This window comes from Pseudomonas sp. NC02 (assembly GCF_002874965.1).
Classification (GTDB): Bacteria; Pseudomonadota; Gammaproteobacteria; order Pseudomonadales; family Pseudomonadaceae; genus Aquipseudomonas.
The window spans coordinates 3775341-3800927 of the sequence record NZ_CP025624.1 but is presented as its reverse complement, the minus strand read 5'-3'; the positions used below and the strand labels follow the sequence as shown (position 1 = coordinate 3800927).

Below are 25587 nucleotides of genomic sequence, written 5' to 3'. Positions count from 1 at the left end.
GCCATGTTTCGCGTCCTGATTCGGCTGTACCTGATCACCATCGTCACCTTTGCCGCCGCGATCTACCTGGTGCCCCGGGCGGTGATCCAGCTGTTTGAACACCGTTACATGAACTACAACATCGAGCAGTCCCGAGGCATGCAGAGCCTGATCGTCAAGGAGTACCGACGGGTGCCGATGGAGCAGTGGGCCAATGTCACTGTGCGCCTGTCGGCGGATTTCGCGCCGCTGAAGGTGCAACTGCTGCGTATCCAGGACGCCAGCTACACCCCTGAAGAACAGCGCCTGCTGGAAAAAGACCAGATGGTGATTCGCCTGGGCGAGTGGGGCTGGGCGGACGACGTCAGCTCGGCCCTGGACGACCAGTTGGTGGTCAAGGTCTCGGTACCGCCGGACCCGCTGGACATGAACCTGCTGTACTGGAGCATGAACGTGCTGATCGGCGCGGCGCTGCTGGCATGCCTGCTGTTCTGGCTGCGGCCCCACTGGCGCGACCTGGAACGCCTGAAAAGCACCGCCGCGCAACTCGGCCAGGGCAACCTTGCGGCCCGCACAAAAATCCCGCCCAGCTCCAACATCGGCAGCCTGGCGGCGGTGTTCGACACCATGGCCAACGACATCGAACAGCTGCTCAACCAGCAACGCGACTTGCTCAATGCCGTCTCCCATGAACTGCGTACGCCGCTGACGCGCCTGGACTTCGGCCTGGCCCTGGCGCTGTCCGACGACCTCCCGGCGGCCAGCCGTGAGCGGCTGCAAGGGTTGGTGGCGCACATTCGCGAGCTGGATGAGCTGGTGCTGGAGCTGCTCTCCTACAGCCGTTTGCAAAACCCGGCGCAAACACCCGAGCGGGTGGAAGTGGTGCTGGATGAGTTCATCGACAGCATCCTGGGCAGCGTCGACGACGAACTGGAAAACCCGGATATCGTGATGGACGTGGTGCTGGACTGCGCCGTGGAGCGCTTCACCCTGGACCCGCGCCTGACCGCCCGGGCCCTGCAAAACCTGCTGCGCAACGCCATGCGGTATTGCGAGCGGCGAATTCAGGTGGGGGTGAAGGTGTGTCCCAGGGGGTGCGAGATTTGCGTGGATGATGACGGTATTGGCATTCCGGTTGACCAGCGGGAGCGGATTTTCGAGCCGTTCTACCGGCTGGATCGCAGCCGGGATCGAGCCACTGGCGGTTTTGGCCTGGGATTGGCCATCAGCCGGCGGGCGCTGGAGGCGCAGGGCGGAACATTGACGGCCCAGGCTTCGCCATTGGGTGGTGCACGCTTCCGGCTCTGGCTGCCGAGTTAAAGAACACCACAAAACCATTGTGGGAGCTGGCTTGCCTGCGATGGCGGTGGGTCAGCTTGCATCTTTGCTAACTGATACACCGCCATCGCAGGCAAGCCAGCTCCCACATTTGATCTTCATCGTTCTTCAGTCCCGAATTTGGCGTTTGCACAGCCTTACCACCTCACGCGGTGCCTTGTTATAGTTCGGCCCCTATTCCAGCCGCCAGTCAAGGATCACTGCCATGTCCGAATACCAAGCCTTTGTCGTCGAACTCAGCGGCAACGTCGCCCATGTGCAGCTCAATCGCCCGGAAAAGATCAACGCGATGAACGCGGCGTTCTGGACCGAGATCATCGACATCTTCCAATGGGTCGAAGACACCGACGCGGTGCGAGCCGTGGTCATCAGCGGCGCCGGCAAGCATTTCTCCTCCGGCATCGACCTGATGCTGCTGGCTTCGGTCGCCAACGAGTTCGGCAAGGACGTGGGCCGCAACGCGCGCCTGCTGCGGCGCAAGATCCTCGAACTGCAAGCTTCCTTCAACGCCGTCGACAACTGCCGCAAGCCGGTACTCGCGGCGATCCATGGCTACTGCATCGGCGGCGCCATCGACCTGATCAGCGCCTGTGACATGCGCTACGCCGCCGAAGATGCGCAATTCTCCATCAAGGAAATCGACATCGGCATGGCCGCCGACGTCGGCACCCTGCAACGCCTGCCGCGCATCGTCGGCGACGGCATGCTGCGCGAGCTGGCCTACACCGGCCGCCAGTTCGGCGCCGAAGAGGCCCGCAGCATCGGCCTGGTGAATCGGGTGTACAGCGATCACCAGAGCCTGCTGGCCGGCGTGCTGGAAATCGCCCGGGAAATCGCCGCCAAATCGCCGATCGCGGTCACCGGCACCAAGGCGATGATCAGCTACATGCGTGACCACACGATCAATGACGGTTTGGAATACGTTGCCACCTGGAACTCAGCTATGTTGCAATCCAACGACCTGCGCGTGGCCATCGCGGCCCATATGAGCAAGCAGAAACCCGACTTCGTGGATTGACTGAACATGACCCCAGGCTGGATTACCACAACGCTGCTGGACAATGACGCCCCGGGCGGCTGGGCCGTGGCCCGCAGCCGTGAAGGCTTTTTACACGACCAGAACGGCCCGCTGTTTCCCCGGGAGTGGCTCAAGCGCCAGGACCTCTCGGTGTTCGCCGAGCATGGCATCGGCCACCTGGACGGCGAGCCGGTGTACCTGCTGGAACTCAACAGCCCCGCCGACGTTCCGGGCTGCGGCTGGCAGGGCCTGCGGGCATTCATGCTGCAGGGCGATCACACGCTGTACAAAGTCCTGGGCTACGCCGCGCAAATCGGCACCTGGGCCCGGGAGCATCGTTTTTGCGGCAGTTGCGGCCAGGCGATGGTGCAGGTGCCACGGGAGCGGGCGATGTTCTGCCAGGCCTGTGACCTGCGCAGCTACCCGCGTATCTCGCCGAGCATGATCGTGCTGGTGACCCGTGGCGACGAGATCCTGCTGGCCCGTTCGCCGCGCTTTGTCACGGGGGTCTACAGCACCCTGGCGGGGTTTGCCGAGCCGGGCGAGTCGGCCGAGGACTGCCTGATTCGCGAGGTGCGTGAAGAAGTGCAGGTGGAGGTCAAGAACATCCAGTACATGGGCAGCCAGTGCTGGCCGTTCCCGCACTCGATGATGCTGGGCTTTCACGCCGAGTACGCTGGCGGCGACATTGTGCCCCAGGCTGACGAGATCGAAGACGCGCAGTGGTTCAACATCCATGAACTGCCGCCGTTGCCGGCGTCGCGCTCGATTGCGCGCTACCTGATCGACCTCTACCTGGCCCGTCGCCTAGGTCACGCTGAACCAGTGCTGCCAGGCTAGGCGCACCGTCAGGCCGAGCACCACGGTGATGAACACCGGGCGAATGAACTTGGCGCCGCCGCTGATGGCGCTGCGTGCGCCAAAAAACGCGCCGCACATCACCGACACGCCCATGCACAGGCCGACAATCCAGTCTACCGAGCCATTGAAAATGAACACCGTCAGCGCCGCCGCGTTGCTGACGAAGTTCATGCTGCGCGCCACGCCGCTGGCCTTTACCAGGTCGATGGGGTGCAACAGCATGGTACTCACGGTCCAGAAGGCCCCGGTGCCCGGGCCGGCGACGCCGTCGTAGAAACCCAGGCCAAAGCCCTGGGTGGACTGCCATTTCTTCTTGATCGGTGCGTCGTTGTCCAGCGCCGCCTTGGGCGTGCCGCCGAACAGCAAATACAAACCGCAGCCGAACACAATCACCGGGAGCATCTTGTTCAGGGTTTCTGCCGGCAGGTAATGGGCCACGACCGCGCCGGTGAGTGCACCGACCAGGGTGCCGACGATGGCATGCACCCACTGGCGCGGATGAAACAGCTTGCGCCGGTAGAAGGTAAAGCTGGCAGTGGCCGAGCCGAAGGTGGAACTGAGTTTGTTGGTGCCCAGCACCAGGTGGGGCGGCATGCCGGCGGTCAGCAGGGCGGGCGTGGTGAGCAGGCCGCCACCGCCGGCGATGGCGTCGATGAAACCGGCGATAAAGGCAACCACGGCGAGGATCGCCAGGGTGGTGAGGTCAACGCTGAGTTCGAAAGGCATGGGCAAGACTTAGTCGGCAGGGCGCAGCAAGGGCTGCGCGAAAGGCCGGTATCTTACCGATTAGCGTGGGGGCCTGCGACTATGATCGTTCCCACGCTCTGCGTGGGAATGCCGCCTTGGACGCTCCGCGTCCTGCTGCCGCAAGGGTGACGCAGAGCGTCACGGGATGCATGCCCAATGTGGGAGCGGGCTTGCTCGCGAATGCGCAGTGTCAGTCACCGGATAGAGTGGCTGATCCACCGCATTCGCGAGCAAGCCCGCTCCCACATTTCAACCGTGCCCGCTTGGCTATTTATGTGTTTCGACCCACTCCAGTGCGGTCCGCCAGATGCAGATCCCCAGGAAGTACGCCGACATCAGCAACCACAGGCCCAGGGTCAGGCGATTGGTGTACGGGAAGTCGATCACCAGCAGCAGGCTGCACAGCAACCAGATGGTGGTCACGGCAATATTGATCGGCATGAAGCGCTTGACCCGGAACGGGTGCAGGAACTTCATCGGCGTCACGGTCAGCAACGCCAGGCCGATCACGGTGAGCAAGGTGACCCAGGCTTCCGGCTGGATGATATAGACGCACAGCGCCACCACGTTCCATGCGGCGGGGAAGCCGACGAAGTAGTTGTCCTTGCTCTTCATGTTGACGTTGCAGAAGCAGAACAGCGACGACACCAGAATCACCGACACCGTAAACAACGGGGTGAAGTCCGGCAGGGCGATATAGCGATAGATAAACAGCGCCGGAATAAACACGTACGTCAGGTAATCAATCACCAGGTCCAATACCGAGCCATCGAAGCTTGGCAGCACTGTTTGCACATTCACCCGTCGCGCGAGAGAGCCGTCGACCCCATCGACGATCAAGGCCAGGCCCAGCCACAGCAGGCAGGCCTTGGGCTGGTTGTCGAGCAGTGCCAGGGTGGCCAGGAAGGCCAGTACTACGCCGGTGGCGGTAAAACCGTGGGCGCCCCAGGCCTTGAGACGGGCTACATGCAGGGTCGATATCACAGGGGCGTTCTCCAAAAGGTGAAACAGGGCAGCCGACGGGGTAGCACCGTCGAATCTGGCCAGAGTGTGCAGGTATCGACCGGGAAGGGTGGGATAAGGTTCACCACCCGGCGTAGGTTAAGCGTAGCAAGCGCAGGACGTTTCGGCATCAGCCTTGGCGAAACACCAGTGCCTTTAATCCGCTTTGCGGGTCGATATCGGGGAATTCCGGCGGGTTTTCCAGCCGCTGGTCAAAGCGCAGGCCAGGCGCTTCGCGGGTTACGCCGTCGATCAGGAAGTCTTCGCCGAACGCCGGGTCGTTCATGCACGCCAGCACCGTACCCTGGGCCGTGAGCAAATCCGGCAGGCGACGCAGCACCCGCTGGTAGTCCTTGGTCAAAAGGAAACTGCCTTTCTGGAACGAGGGCGGGTCGATGATCACCAGGTCGTACGGGCCGCTGTTGGTGACCTTGGCCCAGGACTTGAACAGGTCGTGGCCGAGGAACGTCACCTTGCTCAGGTCGTGGCCGTTCAGGCGGTGATTGTCACGACCACGGCTCAGGGCGCCTCGGGCCATGTCCAGGTTCACCACATGCTCGGCGCCGCCTTCGATGGCCGCCACGGAGAAACCACAGGTGTAGGCGAACAGGTTCAGCACCCGCAGGCCATGAGCCTGTTCGCGTACCCAGTTGCGGCCGTAACGCATGTCGAGGAACAGCCCACTGTTCTGCTTTTTGCCCAGGTCGATCAGGTAGCGCAGGCCGCCTTCGGTGATGGTCAGTTCGTCGACCACCTCGCCCAGCAGCCATTCGGTGGTGCTTTGCGGCAGGTAGCGGTGTTGCAGCGCCACGGTATGGGCGCCAAATGACCGCCAGTCGATCTGCACCAGCATCTGCTTCAAGGCCTCAAGCTCCGCGGCTTCAGGCTCCTTGAACAGCGAGACCAGCACCACGCCTTGCAGCCAGTCCACTGTCAGTTGCTCCAGGCCCGGCCAGCAGCGGCCACGCCCGTGAAACAGGCGCCGGGTCTCGGCGGGGACGGTTTGCAGGGCATTCAGCAAATGGGTGTGCAGGGTGGCGAGTGCGTCTGGGTTCATCGGGCAACGTCGGTCATTGAGCGGGCGGCATTTTAAACACAATTGCGGGGTGTTCGGGAGTTGAAGCACAACGTGCTTTGAATTTGCTGATTGGCAGTGATTTATGCTCAAAAGTCCCTGAGAGGCGGCGCACAACAGTCAAAAAATCCCTTGGCACCGACATAAACTGGAAAAAAAGCCCGGAGGTGCCCATGAACGGTTTCGCGAGTGCAGTGAGTCAGACAGCGATGGACCAGGAAGAACTGGCCGAATGGCGCGATGCCCTGGCCTCCCTGGTGGCCAACGCCGGCGCGGCGCGCGCACGGGAGATCCTCGACATGCTGGCGGATGCCGGCGGCGCGCCGCACATCGCCTGGAAACCCCGGCATGGCACGCCCTACATCAATAGCATCGCCGTGGAGCAGCAACCGCCGTTTCCCGGCGACCTGGCCACTGAAGAACGCCTGGCCTCAGTGGTGCGCTGGAACGCCCTGGCCATGGTAGTGCGCGCCAACCAGGCCTATGGCGAACTGGGCGGGCATATCGCCAGCTACGCCAGCGCGGCGGATTTGTTCGAGGTGGGCTTCAACCACTTTTTCCGGGCCCGAAGCGACAGTTTTGGCGGCGACCTGGTGTTCTACCAGCCGCATTCCGCCCCCGGCATCTATGCTCGCGCCTTCCTTGAAGGGCGCCTGACCGAGGCCGACCTGGCCCACTATCGCCAGGAAATCGGTGCAGGCAAGGCGGGTGCCCGAGGTTTGTCCAGCTATCCCCATCCGTGGTTGATGCCGGACTTCTGGCAATTTCCCACCGGGTCCATGGGCATTGGCCCCATCAGCTCGATTTTCCAGGCGCGGTTCATGCGCTACCTGCAACACCGCGGCTTGCAGGACACCACCGACCGCCACGTATGGGGCGTATTCGGCGACGGCGAGATGGACGAACCGGAAAGCATGTCGGCCCTCACCCTGGCCGCCCGTGAAGGCCTGGACAACCTGACCTGGGTGGTCAACTGCAACCTGCAACGGCTCGACGGCCCGGTGCGTGGCAACGGGCGAATTATCGACGAGCTGGAGGCGTTGTTCGCCGGTGCCGGCTGGAACGTGATCAAGCTGGTCTGGGGCTCGGACTGGGACGCCTTGCTGGCCAAGGACACCGACGGCGAGCTGGCGCGCACCCTGTCGCAGACGGTGGACGGGCAATTCCAGACTTTCGCCGCCAAGGACGGCGCCTACAACCGCGAACATTTCTTCGGCCAGAGCGAGGCGCTGTCCAAACTGGTCGAGGGCCTGAGCGACGAGCAGATCGACCGGCTCAAGCGTGGCGGCCATGACATGGTCAAGATCCACGCGGCCTATCACGCGGCGCGCCGGGTCGCCGGCAAACCCACGGTGATCCTGGCCCAGACCAAAAAGGGCTTTGGCATGGGCGAGGCCGGGCAGGGCAAGATGACCACCCACCAGCAGAAGAAGCTCGACCGCGAGGCCTTGATCGCCTTCCGCAATCGCTTCCAGTTGCCGCTGTCGGATGAACAGGCCGAATCCCTGAGCTTCTACAAACCGGCTGAAGACAGCCTCGAAATGCGCTACTTGCACCAGCGCCGCGCCACCCTCGGCGGGTATGTGCCGAGCCGTGGCCAGCAGGCGCCCACCGTGAGTGTCCCGCCGGTGTCGGGCTACGGCGCGTTTGCCACCCAGGCGGAGGGCAAGGAAATGTCCACCACCATGGCCTTTGTGCGCATGCTCACCAATCTGCTCAAGGACAAGGCCCTCGGCCCGCGCATCGTGCCCATCGTCGCCGATGAGGCGCGCACCTTCGGCATGGCCAACCTGTTCAAGCAGATCGGCATCTATTCCAGCGTCGGCCAGCGCTACGAGCCCGAAGACATCGGCTCGATCCTCAGTTACCGCGAAGCCACCGACGGGCAGATCCTTGAAGAAGGCATCAGCGAAGCCAGCGCCATCAGTTCCTGGGTCGCGGCCGCCACCAGTTATTCGGTGCATGGCCTGCGGATGCTGCCGTTTTACATCTACTACTCGATGTTCGGTTTCCAGCGCGTGGGGGACCTCATCTGGGCCGCCGCCGACCAGCGTGCCCGAGGTTTCCTGCTGGGCGCCACTGCCGGGCGCACCACCCTGGGTGGCGAAGGCTTGCAGCACCAGGACGGCAGCAGCCACCTGATGGCCGCCACCGTGCCCAATTGCCGCGCCTACGACCCGGCGTTTGCCGGCGAGTTTGCGGTGATCCTCGACCATGGCATGCGCCAGATGCTGGAGCACGATGTGGACGAGTTCTACTACGTGACCCTGATGAACGAAAACTACCCGCAGCCGAGCCTGCCGGAAGGCGTCGAAGCGGCGATCATCAAAGGCATGTACCGGCTGAGCGGGCAGCCTGACGGCATGGTCCGGTTGCTCGGCTCCGGCACGCTGGTGCGCGAAGCCCAGGCAGCGGCGCAATTGTTGGCGGAGGATTGGCAGGTTGACGCTGAAGTGTTCAGTGTCACCAGCTTCAGCGAACTGGCCCGGGACGCCCGTGACGTGGAACGCTGGAACCGCCTGCATCCGCAACAGCCGGCGCGGCGCAGCCACCTGGCGGAGTGTTTGCCCAAGGGCGCGCCGGTGGTGGCCGTATCTGACTATGTAAGGGCGGTGCCGCAGATGCTTGGGTCGTACGTGGATTCGGCTTACACCGTGCTGGGGACGGATGGCTTTGGTCGCAGCGATACCCGGGCGGCGTTGCGGGATTTCTTCGAGGTGGACCGCCATCACATCGTGCTGGCGGCGCTGACGGCGTTAGTAGAGCAGGGGAGTCTGGACAGGCAGGTTTGCCAGCAGGCGATAAAGCGTTATGGGGTGCAGACCGATCGCGAGCCGTCCTGGACCTCCTGAGCGACAAAGATCTAAATGTGGGAGCGGGCTTGCTCGCGAATGCGGTGTGTCAGTCAATATATCCGGCAACTGATACACCGCTTTCGCGAGCAAGCCCGCTCCCACACTGGTTCTGTGTGTTTGTCTAAATACTGGCTATCAACGGCGCCCCAAACGATTCCCGCAGAAACCCCGGCGCGATATACCGCTCGTAATGCGCCTCGGACAACAGGAAAAACTCCCGGTCAATCGCATCCCGCAAATCTGCCAGATTGCGCTCGCGAAACTCCGGCAACAGCGCCAACCCATACGCATCCAGCTTCGAAATCACCCGCGCGCCCCGGGCAATCAACTGGTACGCCCAGCAATACGGCGACTGGTGGGGCACAAAGCGGATCTTGCGGTCCTCCAGTTGCTGGCGCAGGCGCTGCGGGTCCAGTACCTGCAGCTTGCTGGTCATCACCTGCACCAGCAGTTGTTCCAGGCGCAGCCACACCGCCTGTTTCTCCTCGGCGTTGTAGCCGTTCCACTGAATCACTTCATGGTGATAACGCTTGCAACCCCGGCACACCAGGTCTCCGTAGACGGTGGAGCACAGGCCGACGCAGGGTGTCTTGATGGTTTGATTGGGCATAAAAAAACATCGACAGGTGAAACAACACGGCCCCCGAAGGGGCCGCTTTAAATCAATCCCAGCTCAGCGCGCCGCCAGTCTGGTACTCGATCACACGGGTCTCGAAGAAGTTCTTCTCTTTCTTCAAGTCCATGATCTCGCTCATCCAAGGGAACGGGTTAGTCGTCCCTGGATACTCTTCCTTCAACCCAATCTGCGACAGACGACGATTCGCGATGAACTTGAGGTAGTCCTCCATCATCGCGGCGTTCATGCCGAGTACGCCGCGTGGCATGGTGTCACGCGCGTATTCAATCTCCAGCTGAGTCCCTTGCAGGATCATCTGGGTCGCTTCTTCCTTCATCTCGGCATCCCACAGGTGCGGGTTTTCGATTTTAATCTGGTTGATCACATCGATGCCGAAGTTCAGGTGCATCGACTCATCCCGCAGGATGTACTGGAACTGCTCGGCCACGCCGGTCATTTTGTTGCGACGGCCCATGGACAAAATCTGGGTGAAGCCGCAGTAGAAGAAGATGCCTTCCAGGACGCAGTAGTAGGCCACCAGGTTGCGCAGCAGCTCTTTGTCAGTCTCAACGGTACCGGTTTCGAACTTCGGATCGGAGATCGAACGGGTGTACTTCAAGCCCCAAGCCGCTTTCTTCGCGACCGATGGAATCTCGTGGTACATGTTGAAGATCTCGCCTTCATCCATGGCCAGCGATTCGATGCAGTACTGGTAGGCGTGGGTGTGGATCGCTTCTTCGAAGGCCTGGCGCAGGATGTACTGGCGGCACTCCGGGTTGGTGATCAGGCGGTACACGGCCAGTACCAGGTTGTTCGCGACCAACGAATCCGCAGTGGAGAAGAAGCCGAGGTTGCGCATCACGATGCGACGCTCGTCGTCGGTCAGGCCTTCCGGGTTTTTCCACAGGGCGATGTCGGCGGTCATGTTGACCTCTTGCGGCATCCAGTGGTTGGCGCAGCCGTCGAGGTATTTCTGCCAGGCCCAGTCGTACTTGAAGGGTACAAGTTGGTTGAGGTCGGCGCGGCAGTTGATCATGCGCTTTTCGTCAACGGCGACGCGGGCGGCGGAGCCTTCGAGTTCTGCGAGGCCTTCGGCGACGTCGAGTTTGTCGAGGGCGGCCTTGGCCCGGATGATCGCGGCGGAGTCGCTGGCGGTCACGTTGCGGGCTTCAAGGGCGGCGGCAGCGCCGGCACCGTCGAGGCGGTCCATGTTGGCTTCGGTGGCGTGGCCGGCGTTGGCGCCCCGGATGACTACGTCACCGGTGTCTGGTTGATCTGCTTCATCCCAACTCAGCATTGAATTGCTCCTTCGTGGTCCGTCTGACGGCGTGGGCTTCGATTCACCCAGCGTGTTCAAAAATGTGCGTTTTGCAGGCTTCAAGGCATTGAAATACTGCGCATAGTGTGGTCGGTGTTCAGCGTTCTTGCACACTATGTAGTGGTTGTCTGTGTTTGTGGGCACACTATATGGGGTGTAACAACGTTGGTCAACGCACAAGACCAGGCCGATGGTCGCAGGGCCATGACTAAAACTCACAGCCCCATGACTTTTAATGGTTACGGCCGCTACCCGGGCCAGTGCTAAAAATTCGCCAACCAGCTCCCCATAACAAAAAAGAGCGTTTGCGAAATGAAAGCACTTGATCTGTACATCGGCGAAGGCTTCGAAGGCCCAGGCGTCAATGCTGCCCACATCAACATCCTCATCGGCCCGCGCAACGGTCCGGCCGGCCAGGCGTTTGCCAACAGTTTGGCGTCGCCAAGCCAGGGCCATTGCCCGTTCATGGTGATTGCCCAGCCGAACATCCCGGTCAAACCCATGACCCTCTACGTCAACAAGGCCGCCATCGGCAGCGACCTGCACGGCAATGCCACCTGGGGCGCGTCCCAGGCCGGGATCGCCAAGGCGGTGCTCGAAGCCCTGCTCGACGGCACCCTGCCGCCGGAAGCCGAGGACGAGTGGGCGATTGTCACCGCCAACTGGGTCAACCCGGCCTGCGATGACCTGGATGCGGTCTACCTGAACAACTACAACGCCTGCCGCACTGCGATCCGCGCCGCCCTCACAGGCTTGCCGCACACCGCGCAACTGGCGGATGTGGTCAACCACATCAGCAACCCTTTCTACACGCCAAAAGCCTGAGGACATTCCCATGCAATACATCCGTTTGGGCAACTCCGGCCTGCAAGTCTCGCGCCTGTGCCTGGGCACCATGAACATGGGCACCCCGGACTGGAAACCGTGGATCTTCGACGAGAAACAAAGCGAACCCATCGTTGCCCATGCCCTGGCCAACGGCGTCAACTTCATCGACCTGGCGGACTTCTATTCCGCAGGCGTCGGCGAGGAAGTGGTCGGGCGCATCCTGAAGCGCGTTGCGCGCCGTGAAGACATCGTGGTCACCACCAAGGTCGGCTACGGCACCCGCAGCGGCATCAATGCCAGCGGCCATTCGCGCAAGCACATCATGGACAGCATCGACGCGTCCCTGAGCCGCCTTGGCATGGATTACGTCGACGTGTTCATGCTGCATTACTTCGACGTGAACACCCCGGTGGAAGAAACCATGGGCGCCCTCAACGACATCGTGCGTTCCGGCAAGGCGCGCTACATCGGCGTGTCGACCATGCTCACCGGGCAACTGGCAAAAATCCTCATGGCCTGCGAGCGCAATGGCTGGGTCAAGCCGATCAACATGCAGCTGCAACTGAACTGCGCCTACCGCGAGGAAGAGCGCGAGATGATCCCGTTCTGCCGCGACCAGGGCCTGGGCGTGTCGGTGTTCAGCCCGCTGGCCCGTGGCTTGCTCACCGGCGAAGTGCAGTCGACCCGCAACCAGACCGACTTCTTCACCCAGCAGATGTACAGCGACCAGGCGTCGTTCGACATCGCCCACTCGGTGCAACGTGTGGCCCGTGCCCGTGGCGTGTCCAACGCACAGATTGCCCAGGCCTGGGTGGCCAATCATCCGGGTGTGGACGTGATGCTGGTGGGCGCCGACACCACCGCACAATTTGATAGCGCGCTCGCCGCTTTGGACACCCGACTGGATGCCGAAGAACTGCACGAGCTGGAACGCAACTACACGCCGTGCGATGTGATCAACGACTACACCGCCGGCAAACGCATCTTGCGCAGCGCCCGTCCGGGCCTGGACCGTTTTAACCTGATAGAGGCCGTGGCATGAACCCGCTGATTCGCACAGGCAATTTCATTGATGGCCAATGGTCCAGCGGTGGGCCGGTCTACCCGGTGCGCAACCCGGCCAATGGTGCGCAGATCGCCGAAGTCCAACGCGCCGGTGCTGAAGAAACCAACCTGGCCATTGCCGCCGCCAACCGCGCGTTGCCGGCCTGGCGCAAGCTCACCGCCAAGGAACGCAGCCAGCGCCTCAAGCGCTGGAGCGAGTTGATGCTGAGCAACCAGAAGGACCTGGCCCACCTGCTCAGCCTGGAACAGGGCAAGCCGCTGGCCGAAGCCATGGGCGAAGTGGTCTACGCCGCGAGCTTCCTCGAATGGTTTGCCGAAGAAGCCAAGCGTGCCTATGGCGACGTGATCCCGAGCCACAAGGCCGACGCCCGCATCATCGTGACCAAGGAAGCCATCGGCGTGGTCGCAGCGATCACCCCATGGAATTTCCCCCTGGCCATGGTCACCCGCAAGGTTGGCCCGGCGCTGGCGGCGGGGTGCACGATGATTCTCAAACCGTCGGAAGAAACCCCGCTGTCGGCCTTTGCCCTGGCGGTGTTGGCAGAACAGGCCGGGATTCCGGCGGGCGTGTTCAACATCGTGTCCGGCGATGCCGTGGCCATCGGTGGCGCACTGCAAGCCTCCAGCATTGTGCGCAAGCTGTCCTTCACCGGCTCCACCCGCACCGGCAAGCTGCTGATGCGCCAGGCCGCCGACACCCTGAAAAAGGTCTCCCTGGAACTGGGCGGCAACGCACCCTTTATCGTGTTTGACGATGCCGACCTGGACGCTGCCGTCAAAGGCGCCATGGCTTCCAAGTTTCGCAATACCGGGCAGACCTGCGTCTGCGTCAACCGCTTCTTCATCCAGGACGGTGTGTACGATGCGTTCACCCGCAAGCTGGCCGAAGCGGTCTCTGCGATGCGCGTCGGCAGCGCCCTGGACGGCGAAACCGAACAAGGCCCGCTGATCAATGCGGCCGCGTTGGCCAAGGTTGAAGCCCACGTCGGCGACGCCCTGGAGAAAGGCGCCAAGCTGCTGTGCGGCGGCCGTCGCCATGCCTTGGGCGGGACGTTCTTCGAACCGACCATCCTCACCGAAGCCCACGGCGAGATGCTGATTGCCCAGGAAGAAACCTTCGGCCCGGTGGCGGCCTGCTTCCGCTTCAAGGACGAAGCCGAAGTGCTGCAACGGGCGAATGACACGCCGTTTGGGTTGTCCGCCTACTTCTACAGCCGCGACATCGGCCGCGTATGGCGCATGGCCGAAGGCCTGGAAGCGGGCATGGTCGGGATCAACGAAGGGATCATCTCCACCGAAGTCGCACCGTTTGGCGGGATCAAGGAGTCGGGCCTGGGCCGTGAAGGTTCCAGGTACGGCCTGGAGGATTACCTGGAGATCAAATACCTGTTGATGGGCGGTCTCTGACCCCACTCTCCCAAACAACACCGATCCAATGTGGGAGCGGGCTTGCTCGCGAAAGCGGTGGGCCTGCCACCACATGCATTGACTGACACACCGCCTTCGCGAGCAAGCCCGCTCCCACAGGGAAATGGGCTTGCCCGCTGTTACTCCGTCAAGAACAAAAATATGGAGAACACCATGTCCACTCAACCCATCAAAATCGACGACCTGCCCATCGGTCGCTTCCACCTTAAAATCGCCGGCCTGACCTTCGGCGCCCACTTCACCGACGGCTACATCCTCGGCCTGATCGGCATCGCCTTCACGTTGCTCAGCCCACAGATGCAACTGGACGCCTTCTGGCAAGGCCTGATCGGCGCCTCGGCCCTGATCGGTCTGTTTATGGGCAGCCTGTTCTTTGGCTGGATCTCCGACACCCTCGGCCGGCAGAAAATCTTCCTGGTCAGCTTCGTCTTGATCACCGTTGCCTCGGTGATGCAGTTTTACGCCGAAACCGCCATGGGGCTGTTCCTCTGTCGGGTGTTGATCGGTATCGGCCTGGGCGGCGACTTCAGCGTCGGCCACGCGATGCTCGCCGAGTTCTCGCCCAGGAAACATCGCGGGGTACTGCTGGGCTCCTTCAGCGTGGTGTGGACGGTTGGTTACGTGGCCGCGACTTTCGTCGGCACCGCCATGCTCAGCCTCGGCGATGATGCCTGGCGCTGGATGCTCGCATCGTCGGCAATTCCTGCCGGGCTGATCCTGATCGCGCGCATCGGCACGCCCGAATCGCCGCGCTGGCTGGTCAACCAGGGCCGGATTGCCGAGGCCCGAGCCATCGTCAAGAAACACCTCGGCGAACACGTGGTCCTCGATGAAGAGCCGTCGAGGCAAACCCGTTCCGGCTACGGCGTGCTGTTCAGCCGTGAATACCGCAAGCGCACCGCGTTCAACTGCCTGTTCTTCGTGTGCATCGTGATGCCGTACTTCGCCATCTACACCTTCCTGCCGTCGATCCTGCAGAAGATGGGCCTGGCCGAAGGTTTTGGCACCGAGCTGATGCTCAACCTGCTGCTGATCATCGGCGCCTTGATCGGCATCTGGTGCACCGTGAAATTCTCCCGGCGCGGCTTCCTGATCAACTCGTTCATCATCCTGGCGGCGGCGCTGTTCCTGCTGGCGGTATTGCCGGGCAGCATGGCGTGGTTGATGGTGCTGACGTTCGGCGTGTTCACCCTGGTGCTGTCGGCGGTGAGCAACCTGGTGGGCGTATTCCCGGCGGAGAGCTTCCCGACCGAAGTGCGGGCCAGCGGCATCGGCCTTGCCACAGCCGTCAGCCGCCTGGGTTCGGCGGTGAGTACCTTCCTGTTGCCGGTGAGCGTAGCGGGGATCGGCCTGAGCCCGACCATGGGCATCCTCGCCGCTATCCTGGTGCTGGGGGCGATCATCTCCTGGGCCTGGGCGCCGGAAACCAAGGCGTTGACCTTGAGCCAGGCGTGCAAGGCCGAGCCTGCGGTGTCAGGGATTGCTCACCCGGTTCAACCACTGTGTAAACAACCGAACCTTGGATAAACCCTGCTTGTCACTTGCCACATCCAGCCAATAGCCATACGGGCCGATCACCTCCACCGGGGTGATCGGCAGCAGGCTGCCATTCGCCAGTTCACGCTCGATCATCTGCCGGTCGATCACCGCCAACCCACCGCCGGCCAGGGCGGTGTGGATCACCTGGTCCAGGGTGCTGAATTCCAGGCCCTGGCCTGCATCGATATCTTCCCGGCCCATGGCCGCCAGCCAGTTCTCCCAGACCTTCAAGCGCTTGCCGTCGTGCAGGATGTGCAGCAGCGGAAAGCGCCGCAGGTCGGGCGGCTGACCGTCGCTGAACAGTTCCGGGCTGGCGACGGCGATGTGGCGTTCCATCACCAACAGTTCACTGCTGCACTGCGTGGCCGCTTCCAGGCCGAAGCGGACCTGGCAGTCGATTTCCGCCAGGCTCGCGTGGGTGTTCTGGTGGGTGACGCTGAGGTTGATGTCCGGGTAACGCTCGCAAAACCGGCGCAGGTGGGCGGACAGCCAGCGGGTGGCCCAGGTGGGTGGCGCGACGATGCGCAGGCGCTGGCGCAGGTTGGGCACGCGCACGGCGTGCAGGGCGCGCTCGATATGGTCGAAGGCGTCGCTCAGGTGCGGGGAGAGGGCAAAGCCGGCTTCGGTCAGGGACAGGCCCTGGGGCGTGCGGATGAAGAGGGCAACGCCGAGGTAGTCTTCCAGTTGTTTGATCTGGCGGCTGACGGCGCCCTGGGTGACGTTGAGGCCCACGGCGGCCTGGCTGAAGCTGCGGTGGCGGGCGACTTCTTCGAAGACACGGAGCATGTTGAGGGAGGGCAGTTGGCGCATGAAATGGATTCCACACCTGTTGTTTTTATGGTGTTTTTGGCGGCCTCTTCGCGAGCAAGCCCGCTCCCACATTTGATCGGCGCCGCGGTCAAAATGTGGGAGCGGGCTTGCTCGCGAAGGCGTCAGTGAAGACGCCGCCTATTTTAGAAGTAGTAGCCAATGTTCATATACAACTGATTCTCCCACTGGTTACTCCCCCCAGCTCCCAAGCTCTCGGTATAGCTGCTCCCACCAATATACGGATCGTTCTTGCCGATCAACCACTCCGTGGCCACCCACAGTTTACTCACCGAAAACGATGTGCCCAGGATCACCCGCTGCGAGGTCTTGAACTGATCCTCGGACTTGTCAAACGCACTGTAGTTGGCATACAGCTTCACACCGCTGACCTGGTCAAACAGGTACTTGCCGCCCACGTCGTAGCTCAAGTCCGCCACATACAGATTGCCGCGGCTGGCCACGTTGAACGTGCCGTCATACCCGCCCAGGGTCACCACGCTGTCGGTGCCCGGGTTGCGCGGTGACATCTGCTGGCGTGCCGCCTGCAATTGCACGCCCCACGGGCCGTTCTTGCCCAGGTAGTGGATCGCCACCGCGTTGCGCCGGCCATCGTCGTTGGTGTCCTTGTTCTCCAGGGTGGAGGTCAGGCCGGACAGCCCGACTTCCGATTTCCACCCGCCCAGGTCCATGGCCTTGGCCACCCGCACCACCACGGTGTTGCGTTCCTGGTTGTTGCTGCCGTCGCCCACGTAGCTGTCGGCCTCGGAGATCACGCTGGAGTAGGTCACGCCCTTGCTCGTGCCTTTGCCTTGCCACGCCGGGCGCAGGTAGTAACCGGCCTGGATGTTCCAGTCGCCGCTTTGCTGGATGTACTTGGCGCCCACCTGCTGCACATCTTCCAGGCCGATCACGTTGCCCAGGGTTTCGTAGAAGGTGCTGCCGAAGTACGGCTGCAAGCCAAACGGCACGGTGTTCAAACCCACTTGCACCTGTTGGTCGGGGTTGAACTTGTAGCCCACCCAGGCGAACTTGGCGAACTGGATATCGCCGTAGTTCTTGGTGTACTGGTACGGGTAGGAGCGCCCGTAGAAACGGTACTGCGCCTCGCCGATCCAGGTGTCGGAGTTGTACTTGGCGCTGAGGTACGCGGTGTCGAGGCCGAACTTCTGGATGTCGCGATCCGGGTCGTAGTCCCAACGGGCGCGCACGGCGCCGCCGAGGTCGAGGTTGTCGGTGACTTGAATGGCCATGGCCGGTGCCGCAAGGGCGCCAAGCACAGGGACCAGAGCGATGTAACGGAAGGTTGGTCGCATGGTTTTACTCTCGTTATTAATTATTTTTTGGCAACAGCAGCCCCTTGCCGCAACGAACGCTGCGACGCGGGGTAAAGGGTTGACTCAGTGCGCTTGCGGGCGAATCAGCCGCAACGGCGGGCCGGAGGCGGGCAGCTCCGAGGCGCCGGGGGCGGCGGCCAGCAAGGTCTGGGTGTAAGTGTTCTGAGGTCGCAGCAACACTTGCTCGGCAGTGCCGTATTCCACGACTTCGCCCTGGCGCATCACCGCGATGTAGTCGCTGATCTGCGCCGCCACCCGCAGGTCGTGGGTGATGAACAGGATGCTCAGGTTCAGGCGCTGCTGCAGTTCGGCCAGCAGTTCCAGCACCTGTTTCTGCACCGAGACATCCAGGGCTGACACGCTCTCATCGGCGATCAACACTTCCGGGCGCATCGCCAGGGCGCGGGCGATGCCGATGCGCTGGCGCTGGCCGCCGGAGAACTGCCGGGGCTTGCGCTTGAGGGCGTCGCGCTTGAGGCCCACCTGTTCCAGCAAATCTCCGGCTTCAGCCCACGCATCCTTGGCCGACAACCCGCGCAATTGCGCGGCGCGGGCGATGATGTCGCCCACCCGGTGCCGAGGATTGAGCGAGCCATACGGGTCCTGGAAAATCATCTGGATGCGCCGACGATTCGCCGCCAGCGCCGAGCCGCGCAGGGCCAGGAAGTCGGTGTCACCGACCCATACGTGGCCGCTGTCGCTGTCCACCAGGCGGATCGCGGCTTTCACCAACGTGCTTTTGCCCGAACCGGACTCGCCGACAATCGCCAGGGTCTTGCCCCGTGGCAGTTGCAGCGAGACATTGCGCAAGGCCGCCACCGAGCTGCCGCCGACGGTGTAGGTCTTGGTCAGGTGCTCGATGCGCAATGCCAGCTCGCCGTCGGCGCTCGGCTTGTGCAGCTCCGGGTGCAGCGCCGGCACGGCCGCAATCAGCTTGCGGGTGTAGGCGTGGGCCGGGGCATTCAGCACCTGGTCGCGCTCGCCGATTTCCACCAGCCGGCCGCCTTCCATCACCGCGATACGGTCGGCAATCTGCGCCACCACGCCGAAGTCATGGGTGATAAACAGAATGCCGTGTTGCCCGCGGCCGCGCAGCTCGCGCACCAGCTTCAGCACTTGCGCCTGGGTGGTCACGTCCAGCGCCGTGGTGGGTTCGTCGGCGATCAGCAGGTCCGGGTTCATCGCCAGCGCCATGGCAATCACCACCCGCTGGCATTGCCCGCCAGACAGTTGATGGGGAAAGCTGTTGGCGATGCGTGGCGGGTCCGGCAGTTGCGTCGACTCCAGCAGCGCCAGCATGCGCTCGCGGCGTTCAGCGCCAGGCATCTGCGGTGCGTGAATATCGAAGATCTCTTCCACTTGCTTGCCAATGCGAATCGCCGGGTTCAGCGCCGCCATGGGCTCCTGGAAAATCATCGCAATACGGTTGCCCCGCAGCTGGCGCAAACGCTCCTCGTCGAGGGTGCAAATGTCATCGCCGAGGAAGTCGATCACGCCTTCGGTATGCCGCAAACCCTTGGCGTAGTCGCCCATGATCGCCGCCGACAGCACGGACTTGCCGGAGCCGGACTCGCCGATCACGCAGAGGATTTCGCCCTTGCGCACTTCCAGGCTGATGCCTTGCACCGCGTGGCTGCGGTCGGCGCCGGCGGGCAATTCGATGGACAGGTTCTGCACCCGCAGTACTTGCGTGTGGTTCATGCTCAACTCCTTGCGCCTTTCTGGGCGTGTTCATCCAGGCCGTCCGCCAACAGGCTCAGGCCCAGCATCAGGGTGGAGATGGCGATGCACGGGAAGATCACCAGGTGCGGGAAGGCGATGGCCATGGCGCGGCCGTCATTGATCATGCCGCCCCAGTCCGGTGTGGGCGGCGGCAGCCCGAGGCCCAGGAAGCCGAGGGCGCCGATCATGATCGCGGTGTAGCCGATGCGCAGGCAAAAATCGACAATCAGCGGCCCGCCGCAGTTGGGCAGGATTTCCACCAGCATGATCCGCAGCGAGCCTTCGCCCTGGGTGATGGCGCTGAGCACGTAGTCTCGCGAGCGGATGTCGATGGTCAGGGCGCGCATGATCCGGAAGATCGCCGGTGCGCTGGTGAAGGTCACCGCAATCAGGATATTCAGCGCCGAAGCACCGAGGGCGATGATGATCACGATGTACAGCACCAGCACCGGGAACGACAGCACCGTGTCGGCCACATACGACAGCACGCTGTCGACCCAGCCGTTGAAGTAGCCGGCGCACAGGCCCATGGCGATGCCCACGGCAAACGCGGTGAGCGTGGCGAGGATCGACCAGAACAGCACGGTACGAGTGCCCCAGATCAGCCGCGAGAGAATGTCGCGGCCAATCATATCGGTGCCCAGCAGGAAGCCCTGGCCGTTGTCGCCGACGGTCATTGGCGTGAGCAAGGGCGTGAAGCTTTCCAGCGGATCATGGGGCGCGATCCACGGTGCGAACAGCGCGATCAGCACCCAGCCGCCCACCAGCAGCAGGCCGAGCAATGCCAAGGGATGTTTGAACGAGTGCAGCAGGTTCATTGGGCACCTCCGCCGAGGCTGCGCAGGGTGATGCGCGGGTTGAGCCAGGTGTAGGCCAGGTCCGAGAAAATCTTGGTGATGCCCACCACCACGGCACTGACCATCGCGCAGGCTTCGATCAGGTACACGTCATGGTTCAGCGAGGCGGTGTACAGCAGCGAGCCGAAGCCCTTGTAGGCGAAGAACACCTCCACCACGATCACGTTCGACAGCAGCCACGGGATGTACAGCATGATCACCGTGACCGGCGCGATCAGCACATTGCGCAGGGCATGCCGCAGCACAATGCGTGAGGTCGACGCCCCCTTGAGCCGCGCCGTGCGGATGTACGGCGCCTGCATCACTTCCACCATCGAGGCCCGGGTGATGCGCGCCAGGTAACCGATGCCGAACAGGCACAGCACCATCAGTGGCAGCACCAATTGCACGACGCTGAAGCCTTCGCTCATGCTGCTCACACCGGGCAGCCAGTTAAGCCAGAACACAAAGATCGCGGAGACGAAAACCGCGCTGGCGAAGTCGGGAATCGAGGTGGTGACGATCGACAGGAACGACACCAGGCGGTCCAGCGCCGAGCCCTGGCGAATCCCGGCCAGAACGCCGAGGGTCAACGCCACCGGCACCATCACCAGCAAGGCCAGGCCGGCCAGGGTCAGGGTTTGCGCAAGGTTCGGCAGCAGCAGCTTGATCACTGATTCGCGAAAGTACACCGAGGTGCCCCAGTCGCCGCTGACAAAGTCCTTGAGCCACACCAGGTAGCGCCACACAAAGGGTTGGTTATAGCCATGTTCCACCAGCCACGCGGCGCGCTGGTCGGCGGCGGAGTAGGGGCCGAGGACGTTGATCGCCACGTCTTCGATATTCAGTTCCAGGGCCAGGAACACGATCAATGACACCGACAGCAGGGTCGCCACCAGCGCCAATAACTTGCGCATCAGAAAATGAGCCATGGGTGCATGCTCCGACTGTTCAAGGGATGCCTGCCCGTGTGCGGGCAGGGAGGAGGGCGTGCGCTAAATCAAGCGCTCATCCACACACTGTCCATCGGGTAGAAGTCGGAAGGGTGCACCTGGAAGCCCTGGACCTTTTTGCTCACGGCGGTGAACTTGTCGCCCCAGAACGGCTGCACGATCACGCAGGCGTCCTGCAGGATGCGTTCGACATCTTCCATCGCCACGGCGCGCTGTTTCGGGTCGATGATGCCCATGGCCTTGTCCAGCGCGGCATCAAACGCCGGGTCGCTGTAATGGCTTTCGTTCCAGGCACCACCGCCACGGTAGGCCAGTTCCAGGGACATTACGCCCAGCGGGCGGTGGGCCCAGTAGGTCAGGCTGAAGGCGGCCTTGTCCCAGATCGGCCAGTACTGTGCAGCAGGGATCACCTTGAGGTTGATGCGGATCCCGGCTTCCAGGCAGTTCTGTTGCAGGATCTGCGCGCAGTCCTGTTCATAGCGGCCCTGGGTGTTGCCGACGATCAGGTCAATGTCGATGCCGTTGGGGAAGCCGGCTTCGGCCAGCAGCTTCTTGGCCGCCGCCACGTCGCGGTTGCGCTTGGGCAGCGGGAAATATTCGGGGTGGGAAGGCGCCACATGATGGTCTTCGCCGAGGGTGCCCATGCCGCGATAGGCGATCTTCAGCATCTGCGCGTTATCGGCGCACAGCACCACCGCCTTGCGGATGCGCAGGTCGGTGAACGGCTTCTGGTCGCAGGCCATGCGCATCACCACGGTTTGCGCCGACTTGCAGGTCAGCAACTGGGCCCCGGGCAAGCGCTTGGCCAGGTCCAGTTCAGCCACCGTCACGCGGTACAGCACGTCGACTTGCCCGGCTTGCAGGGCGGCGAGGTGGGTGGACACGTCGGTGCCCATGTCGATGTAGCGCAACTCGTCAAGGTTGGCTGGTTTGCCCCAGTAATCGGCGCGCTTGGCGAAGGTCGCCTGCTTGTTCACGGCGAATGAAACCAGCTTGAACGGCCCGGTGCCCAGCGGGTTTTTCGCCCAGTCGTCACCGGCCTTGAAGCTGCGGTGCACGATGGCGCAGGTGAAGGCGTTGAGCATCTCCGGGATCGCCAGGATCGGCCGCTTGAGCACCAGGCGGAACTGGAACTCGCTGACTTTTTCGAAGGCCTTGATGTCCTGGAACGCGGTGCGGTTCACCGACTTGGAATCGGCGGCGATCCAGCGTTCGATATTGTGCTGCACGTCGTCGACGTTGAAGGTGTCGCCGTTGCTCCACTTCACGTTCTGGCGCAGGTTGAAGGTCCACGTGGCGAGGTCTTCCGACGGGCTCCAGCTCTCGGCGAGGTAAGGGTGGGTGATGTTGTCGGCGTCGACCCAGGTCAGGTATTCCACCGAGTTGCGCAGCAGGTTCGAGGCTTCGATCCAGGTGATCAGCATCGGGTCCTGGATTTCCTGGATCGCGCAGGCAAACCGCAGGCTGCCGCCCTGGCGTGGCTCGGCGGCCTGGGCGTCATTGCCCAGCAGTGCGGAACCGAGAAAGGTGCTGGCACTGGCGACGGTGATGCCCAGCAGCGCGGCCGTGCGCAGGAATTGGCGACGGTTGATTTCGCCGCTTTGCACTTGGGCACACAGATCATTTACGGCTGGATGCGGCGCGGCGCCGTCCAGGGTAGTCAACTCTTTCATAAGCCTCTCCGGTACTTGCGAATATGCGTTTTTTTGTTGAACCGCAAGGGTCAATGGCAAGCGCCGCGAAGGCGCGACCGTGACCGCTGTGAAGCCGGCAGAAGAACAAGGCGCAACGAAGTCGGGAGGGTGGCAATGGGACAGGACATAGGGCAGCTCTCATGTTGTTTTTATTAGAGATGCCCGCAGTTTTGTCATTTGCGCAAAGATCGACAAACGACAAATTCTGCGTTGGAACGTTCTATAAACGCATGTTACATGTCGCTCCCCACCGACCGATCGTTCCCACGCTCTGCGTGGGAATGCCGCCCCGGACGTTCCGCGTCCCCTCTGCGAAACGGTGACGCAGAGCGTCACGGGATGCATTCCCACGCAGAGCGTGGGAACGATCAGTACCTCAACAAGCGCGGGTCGAACGGGTAGTCGGAGAGCAACTCGATGCCGTGTTCGTGGATGTAGATCTGCTCTTCGAGCTTGACCCCTTCGCCGCCGTCGTCGTGGCCGATGTAGCTTTCCACGCAGATGGTCATGCCGGCTTCGAACACGCCGTCGTAGCCCAGGGCATCAATGTCTTCGCGATGCACCACGTAGGGGTATTCACCGGTCATGCCAACCCCGTGCACCAGGGCGAAGTAACGGTTGTTTTTGTAATGCTCGGGAATCTTCCAGGCCAGTTCCGCGTACTCCTTGAAACTGCGCCCGGCCTTGAGCATTTCCATGTTGGTCTGCACTTGCTCGTAGGCCAGTTTGTACAGCTCCTGCTGCTTGGCGGTGGCGGCTTGTTCACCGCACAGGAAGGTCCGCGAGAAGTCGGCGTAGTAGCCGAAACGCCCGACCACGTCAGTGTCCAGCGCTACCAGGTCGCCGGCTTCGATGGGCCGGGTGCTGCACTCCTGGAACCACGGGTTGGTGCGTGGGCCGGAGGACAGCAGGCGGGTCTCGACGTAATCACCGTCGGTGGCGATCACATGCTGGTGCAGGTGCGACCACAGCTCGTTCTCGCTGATGCCGGGGGTGAGTTTGCTTTCCATCAGGCGCACCCCGGCCTCGGTAGCGCGCAGGCTGGCGCGGATCATCTTGAGTTCGTTCGGCACCTTGATGCAGCGCGCACGTTCCAGCGGTTCCTGGGCGTCGAAAATCTGGTAGCCGAGCTTTTGCAGTTCGAAGGCTGCGGCGGAGGTGGCGCTTTCAATGGCGATGCGTTTGCCGCCGCCGCATTTGCGCACCAGCTCATCGATTTCCGCGGCCCAGTCGGCGGTGACATTGCCCAGGAAACTTTCGCAGAAGTAATAGGAGATGGCTTTGGCCGGGCGCACTTCATCGACGGTGTTGAGGGTTTCGGCCAGGTGCAGGCAGCCGCCGAATTCGAACACCACCACCGGGCCTTCTGCCGGGATAAACGCATAGCGGGCCGGGTTGCGCGCCGAGTACACCTGCATGTTGCGCGAGCCGGTGGCGTAGCGCATGTGGGTAGGGTCGAACAGTACGCAGGCGGCGTAGTCGCGTTTTTTCAGTTCGTTGCGCACCCGTTGCAGGCGGTCCAGCTGGATCTGCTGGATCTCGTCATGGGTAGGTTCGCAGTCAGCGGGGTTGCGGTTGGGGCCGGACAGACTCATGGGGTGTTCCTCGCAGGGCAAATACGGTTTCAAGGTTTTTTAGGTATGAATCAGTCGAGCAACTGGTCGCTGCGGACCAGGTTGCGTTCGGCTTGCAGATGGGCTTCGGACAGGCGTCCGTAAAGCTGCTTGGTGCGCTGGGCACGGCCAATGATTCCGGGCTTTTCGGAGTAGGCGAAGATCGCCGTGTTGCGCTCGGTGGCGCCTTCCACGCGGGTCACCCGGTGCACCGAAAAACGCCCTTTGAATATCTGCAAATCGCCGGGATTCAGCTCCAGTTCCTGCACCCGCGAACGGTCCTCGCCACGCACCACCTTGCCCACGGCGCCGAGGTTCTCCTGGGTGCGCGAGCGAATCATCGGCGCGTACTCGAACAGGCCGCCGGCCTCGGGCTTCTGGGTCATCATGCTGACGATGAATTCGTTGGTATCGAAGTGCCAGGGCTGCTCGGTGCCGTCCGGCATCACGTTGATCACCAGCCCGGCGAACGGGTCGGCGTACTCGAAGATTTCCGGCTCATTCAGGCAGGCACCGATAAAGCGTTTCATCATCGGCGACACGTACAGCCGGTGGATGATCGCGTCCGGGGCGATCATGTCGCGGGTCACAAAGCCGCTGGTGCGCTCCATGAACGTGCGGCGCGGGTCATCGTGGGGCAGGGAGGTGTCGTCCTCGGTGAAGTAGGCGTTGACCTTGCGCACCGAATAAAACGTCTTGCCCGACAGCGCCAAACCTTCCAGGCGCGCCTGCTCAAGCGCTGCGGGGCGCAGGAAGTTCTTCAGCAGGCAGCAACCGTCTTCGGCCAGTTCGGCCCGGGCGTGTTCGATCAGGGCCTGTAATTGAACATGGCCCGAATCATGTATGGGATACAGCTCGGTATTAATAATGTCGCTGATATCGCCCACTTCAGCGTCAGCAAGTTGAAGGCTCATGCAAGACTCCCGGAACTATCAGTTGGTGTTTTTTGGCTGACC

General features: G+C 62.5%; 21 protein-coding genes. 8 read left to right on the top strand and 13 right to left on the bottom strand.

What is annotated here, in order from left to right; translation table 11 throughout:
- Positions 1-3: 3 nt before the first annotated feature.
- From C0058_RS17990 to nudC, 3 genes are all read left to right on the top strand, one after another.
- Positions 4-1299, top strand: coding sequence for an ATP-binding protein (locus C0058_RS17990; protein ID WP_003214046.1), 1296 nt, complete (start codon positions 4-6; stop codon positions 1297-1299).
- 223 nt (positions 1300-1522) lie between these two features.
- The gene (locus tag C0058_RS17985) at positions 1523-2335 is read left to right on the top strand and encodes a crotonase/enoyl-CoA hydratase family protein (RefSeq protein ID WP_102369234.1); all 813 of its coding nucleotides are present in this window, start codon (positions 1523-1525) and stop codon (positions 2333-2335) included.
- A 6-nt stretch (positions 2336-2341) separates the two neighbouring features.
- The gene (gene nudC / locus C0058_RS17980) at positions 2342-3175 is read left to right on the top strand and encodes an NAD(+) diphosphatase (RefSeq protein ID WP_008430294.1); all 834 of its coding nucleotides are present in this window, start codon (positions 2342-2344) and stop codon (positions 3173-3175) included.
- Here nudC and C0058_RS17975 read toward each other — a convergent pair.
- The 3 genes from C0058_RS17975 to C0058_RS17965 all read right to left on the bottom strand — a co-directional run bounded on the left by C0058_RS17975 (position 3143) and on the right by C0058_RS17965 (position 6002).
- Positions 3143-3922, bottom strand: coding sequence for a TSUP family transporter (locus C0058_RS17975; RefSeq protein ID WP_003208505.1), 780 nt, complete (start codon positions 3920-3922; stop codon positions 3143-3145). The two genes, nudC and C0058_RS17975, sit on opposite strands and share 33 nt — an antisense overlap.
- 288 nt (positions 3923-4210) lie before the next feature.
- Positions 4211-4927 carry a phosphatidylcholine synthase gene (pcsA, locus tag C0058_RS17970; protein ID WP_003208507.1) on the bottom strand — a complete coding sequence of 239 codons (717 nt, stop codon included), beginning with the start codon at positions 4925-4927 and terminating at the stop codon, positions 4211-4213.
- Between the two features lie 148 nt (positions 4928-5075).
- A complete protein-coding gene (locus tag C0058_RS17965) occupies positions 5076-6002 on the bottom strand; it encodes a class I SAM-dependent methyltransferase (RefSeq protein ID WP_102369233.1) in 927 nt (308 codons plus the stop codon).
- A gap of 191 nt (positions 6003-6193) precedes the next feature.
- Between C0058_RS17965 and mdeB the strand changes: the two genes are divergently transcribed.
- On the top strand, positions 6194-8872 hold the full coding sequence (mdeB, locus tag C0058_RS17960) for an alpha-ketoglutarate dehydrogenase (protein ID WP_102369232.1): 2679 nt from the start codon (positions 6194-6196) through the stop codon (positions 8870-8872).
- Positions 8873-8996: 124 nt separating this feature from the next.
- Here the strand turns inward: mdeB and C0058_RS17955 are convergent, their stop codons facing one another.
- Together C0058_RS17955 and C0058_RS17950 are read right to left on the bottom strand one after the other, a co-directional pair.
- On the bottom strand, positions 8997-9485 hold the full coding sequence (locus C0058_RS17955) for a DUF1289 domain-containing protein (RefSeq protein WP_003208512.1): 489 nt from the start codon (positions 9483-9485) through the stop codon (positions 8997-8999).
- A gap of 52 nt (positions 9486-9537) precedes the next feature.
- Positions 9538-10788, bottom strand: a complete 1251-nt coding sequence (locus C0058_RS17950) for a ribonucleotide-diphosphate reductase subunit beta (RefSeq protein WP_008432895.1) — start codon at positions 10786-10788, stop codon at positions 9538-9540.
- 333 nt (positions 10789-11121) lie between these two features.
- On the opposite strand from C0058_RS17950, the gene fae reads away from it, so the two are divergent.
- From fae to C0058_RS17930, 4 genes are all read left to right on the top strand, one after another.
- Complete coding sequence (gene fae / locus C0058_RS17945; RefSeq protein WP_003212394.1) at positions 11122-11634, top strand: formaldehyde-activating enzyme; 513 nt, start codon at positions 11122-11124, stop codon at positions 11632-11634.
- 10 nt (positions 11635-11644) lie between these two features.
- Positions 11645-12679 carry an aldo/keto reductase gene (locus C0058_RS17940; RefSeq protein WP_102369231.1) on the top strand — a complete coding sequence of 345 codons (1035 nt, stop codon included), beginning with the start codon at positions 11645-11647 and terminating at the stop codon, positions 12677-12679.
- Positions 12676-14109: an NAD-dependent succinate-semialdehyde dehydrogenase gene (locus tag C0058_RS17935; RefSeq protein ID WP_087694400.1), complete on the top strand. Its 1434-nt coding sequence runs from the start codon at positions 12676-12678 to the stop codon at positions 14107-14109. The genes C0058_RS17940 and C0058_RS17935 overlap by 4 nt, the downstream gene beginning before the upstream one ends.
- Before the next feature lie 174 nt (positions 14110-14283).
- Positions 14284-15657, top strand: a complete 1374-nt coding sequence (locus tag C0058_RS17930) for an MFS transporter (RefSeq protein ID WP_102370278.1) — start codon at positions 14284-14286, stop codon at positions 15655-15657.
- Here the strand turns inward: C0058_RS17930 and C0058_RS17925 are convergent.
- The 8 genes from C0058_RS17925 to C0058_RS17890 form a co-directional block, all read right to left on the bottom strand.
- Positions 15604-16479: a LysR substrate-binding domain-containing protein gene (locus C0058_RS17925; protein WP_008432889.1), complete on the bottom strand. Its 876-nt coding sequence runs from the start codon at positions 16477-16479 to the stop codon at positions 15604-15606. The two genes, C0058_RS17930 and C0058_RS17925, sit on opposite strands and share 54 nt — an antisense overlap.
- 143 nt (positions 16480-16622) lie before the next feature.
- Positions 16623-17792: a hypothetical protein gene (locus C0058_RS17920; protein WP_003218578.1), complete on the bottom strand. Its 1170-nt coding sequence runs from the start codon at positions 17790-17792 to the stop codon at positions 16623-16625.
- 84 nt (positions 17793-17876) lie between these two features.
- Complete coding sequence (locus C0058_RS17915) at positions 17877-19514, bottom strand: ABC transporter ATP-binding protein (protein WP_102369230.1); 1638 nt, start codon at positions 19512-19514, stop codon at positions 17877-17879.
- Positions 19515-19516: 2 nt separating this feature from the next.
- On the bottom strand, positions 19517-20353 hold the full coding sequence (locus tag C0058_RS17910; RefSeq protein ID WP_102369229.1) for an ABC transporter permease: 837 nt from the start codon (positions 20351-20353) through the stop codon (positions 19517-19519).
- Entirely contained in the window at positions 20350-21303 is a 954-nt protein-coding gene (locus C0058_RS17905) for an ABC transporter permease (RefSeq protein WP_102369228.1), read from the bottom strand. The genes C0058_RS17910 and C0058_RS17905 overlap by 4 nt, the downstream gene beginning before the upstream one ends.
- A 68-nt stretch (positions 21304-21371) precedes the next feature.
- Positions 21372-22997: an ABC transporter substrate-binding protein gene (locus C0058_RS17900; protein ID WP_087693500.1), complete on the bottom strand. Its 1626-nt coding sequence runs from the start codon at positions 22995-22997 to the stop codon at positions 21372-21374.
- A 389-nt stretch (positions 22998-23386) separates the two neighbouring features.
- Entirely contained in the window at positions 23387-24613 is a 1227-nt protein-coding gene (locus C0058_RS17895; RefSeq protein ID WP_003218567.1) for a Xaa-Pro peptidase family protein, read from the bottom strand.
- Positions 24614-24663: 50 nt separating this feature from the next.
- Positions 24664-25545, bottom strand: coding sequence for a hypothetical protein (locus C0058_RS17890; protein WP_008432881.1), 882 nt, complete (start codon positions 25543-25545; stop codon positions 24664-24666).
- Positions 25546-25587: the final 42 nt, after the last annotated feature.

Coding starts and splice junctions, on each gene's coding strand:
- C0058_RS17990 (WP_003214046.1), top strand. CDS start 4: ATGTTTCGCGTCCTGATTCGGCTGTACCTGATCACCATCGTCACCTTT.
- C0058_RS17985 (WP_102369234.1), top strand. CDS start 1,523: ATGTCCGAATACCAAGCCTTTGTCGTCGAACTCAGCGGCAACGTCGCC.
- nudC (WP_008430294.1), top strand. CDS start 2,342: ATGACCCCAGGCTGGATTACCACAACGCTGCTGGACAATGACGCCCCG.
- C0058_RS17975 (WP_003208505.1), bottom strand. CDS start 3,922: ATGCCTTTCGAACTCAGCGTTGACCTCACCACCCTGGCGATCCTCGCC.
- C0058_RS17965 (WP_102369233.1), bottom strand. CDS start 6,002: ATGAACCCAGACGCACTCGCCACCCTGCACACCCATTTGCTGAATGCC.
- mdeB (WP_102369232.1), top strand. CDS start 6,194: ATGAACGGTTTCGCGAGTGCAGTGAGTCAGACAGCGATGGACCAGGAA.
- C0058_RS17955 (WP_003208512.1), bottom strand. CDS start 9,485: ATGCCCAATCAAACCATCAAGACACCCTGCGTCGGCCTGTGCTCCACC.
- C0058_RS17950 (WP_008432895.1), bottom strand. CDS start 10,788: ATGCTGAGTTGGGATGAAGCAGATCAACCAGACACCGGTGACGTAGTC.
- fae (WP_003212394.1), top strand. CDS start 11,122: ATGAAAGCACTTGATCTGTACATCGGCGAAGGCTTCGAAGGCCCAGGC.
- C0058_RS17940 (WP_102369231.1), top strand. CDS start 11,645: ATGCAATACATCCGTTTGGGCAACTCCGGCCTGCAAGTCTCGCGCCTG.
- C0058_RS17935 (WP_087694400.1), top strand. CDS start 12,676: ATGAACCCGCTGATTCGCACAGGCAATTTCATTGATGGCCAATGGTCC.
- C0058_RS17930 (WP_102370278.1), top strand. CDS start 14,284: ATGTCCACTCAACCCATCAAAATCGACGACCTGCCCATCGGTCGCTTC.
- C0058_RS17925 (WP_008432889.1), bottom strand. CDS start 16,479: ATGCGCCAACTGCCCTCCCTCAACATGCTCCGTGTCTTCGAAGAAGTC.
- C0058_RS17920 (WP_003218578.1), bottom strand. CDS start 17,792: ATGCGACCAACCTTCCGTTACATCGCTCTGGTCCCTGTGCTTGGCGCC.
- C0058_RS17915 (WP_102369230.1), bottom strand. CDS start 19,514: ATGAACCACACGCAAGTACTGCGGGTGCAGAACCTGTCCATCGAATTG.
- C0058_RS17910 (WP_102369229.1), bottom strand. CDS start 20,353: ATGAACCTGCTGCACTCGTTCAAACATCCCTTGGCATTGCTCGGCCTG.
- C0058_RS17905 (WP_102369228.1), bottom strand. CDS start 21,303: ATGGCTCATTTTCTGATGCGCAAGTTATTGGCGCTGGTGGCGACCCTG.
- C0058_RS17900 (WP_087693500.1), bottom strand. CDS start 22,997: ATGAAAGAGTTGACTACCCTGGACGGCGCCGCGCCGCATCCAGCCGTA.
- C0058_RS17895 (WP_003218567.1), bottom strand. CDS start 24,613: ATGAGTCTGTCCGGCCCCAACCGCAACCCCGCTGACTGCGAACCTACC.
- C0058_RS17890 (WP_008432881.1), bottom strand. CDS start 25,545: ATGAGCCTTCAACTTGCTGACGCTGAAGTGGGCGATATCAGCGACATT.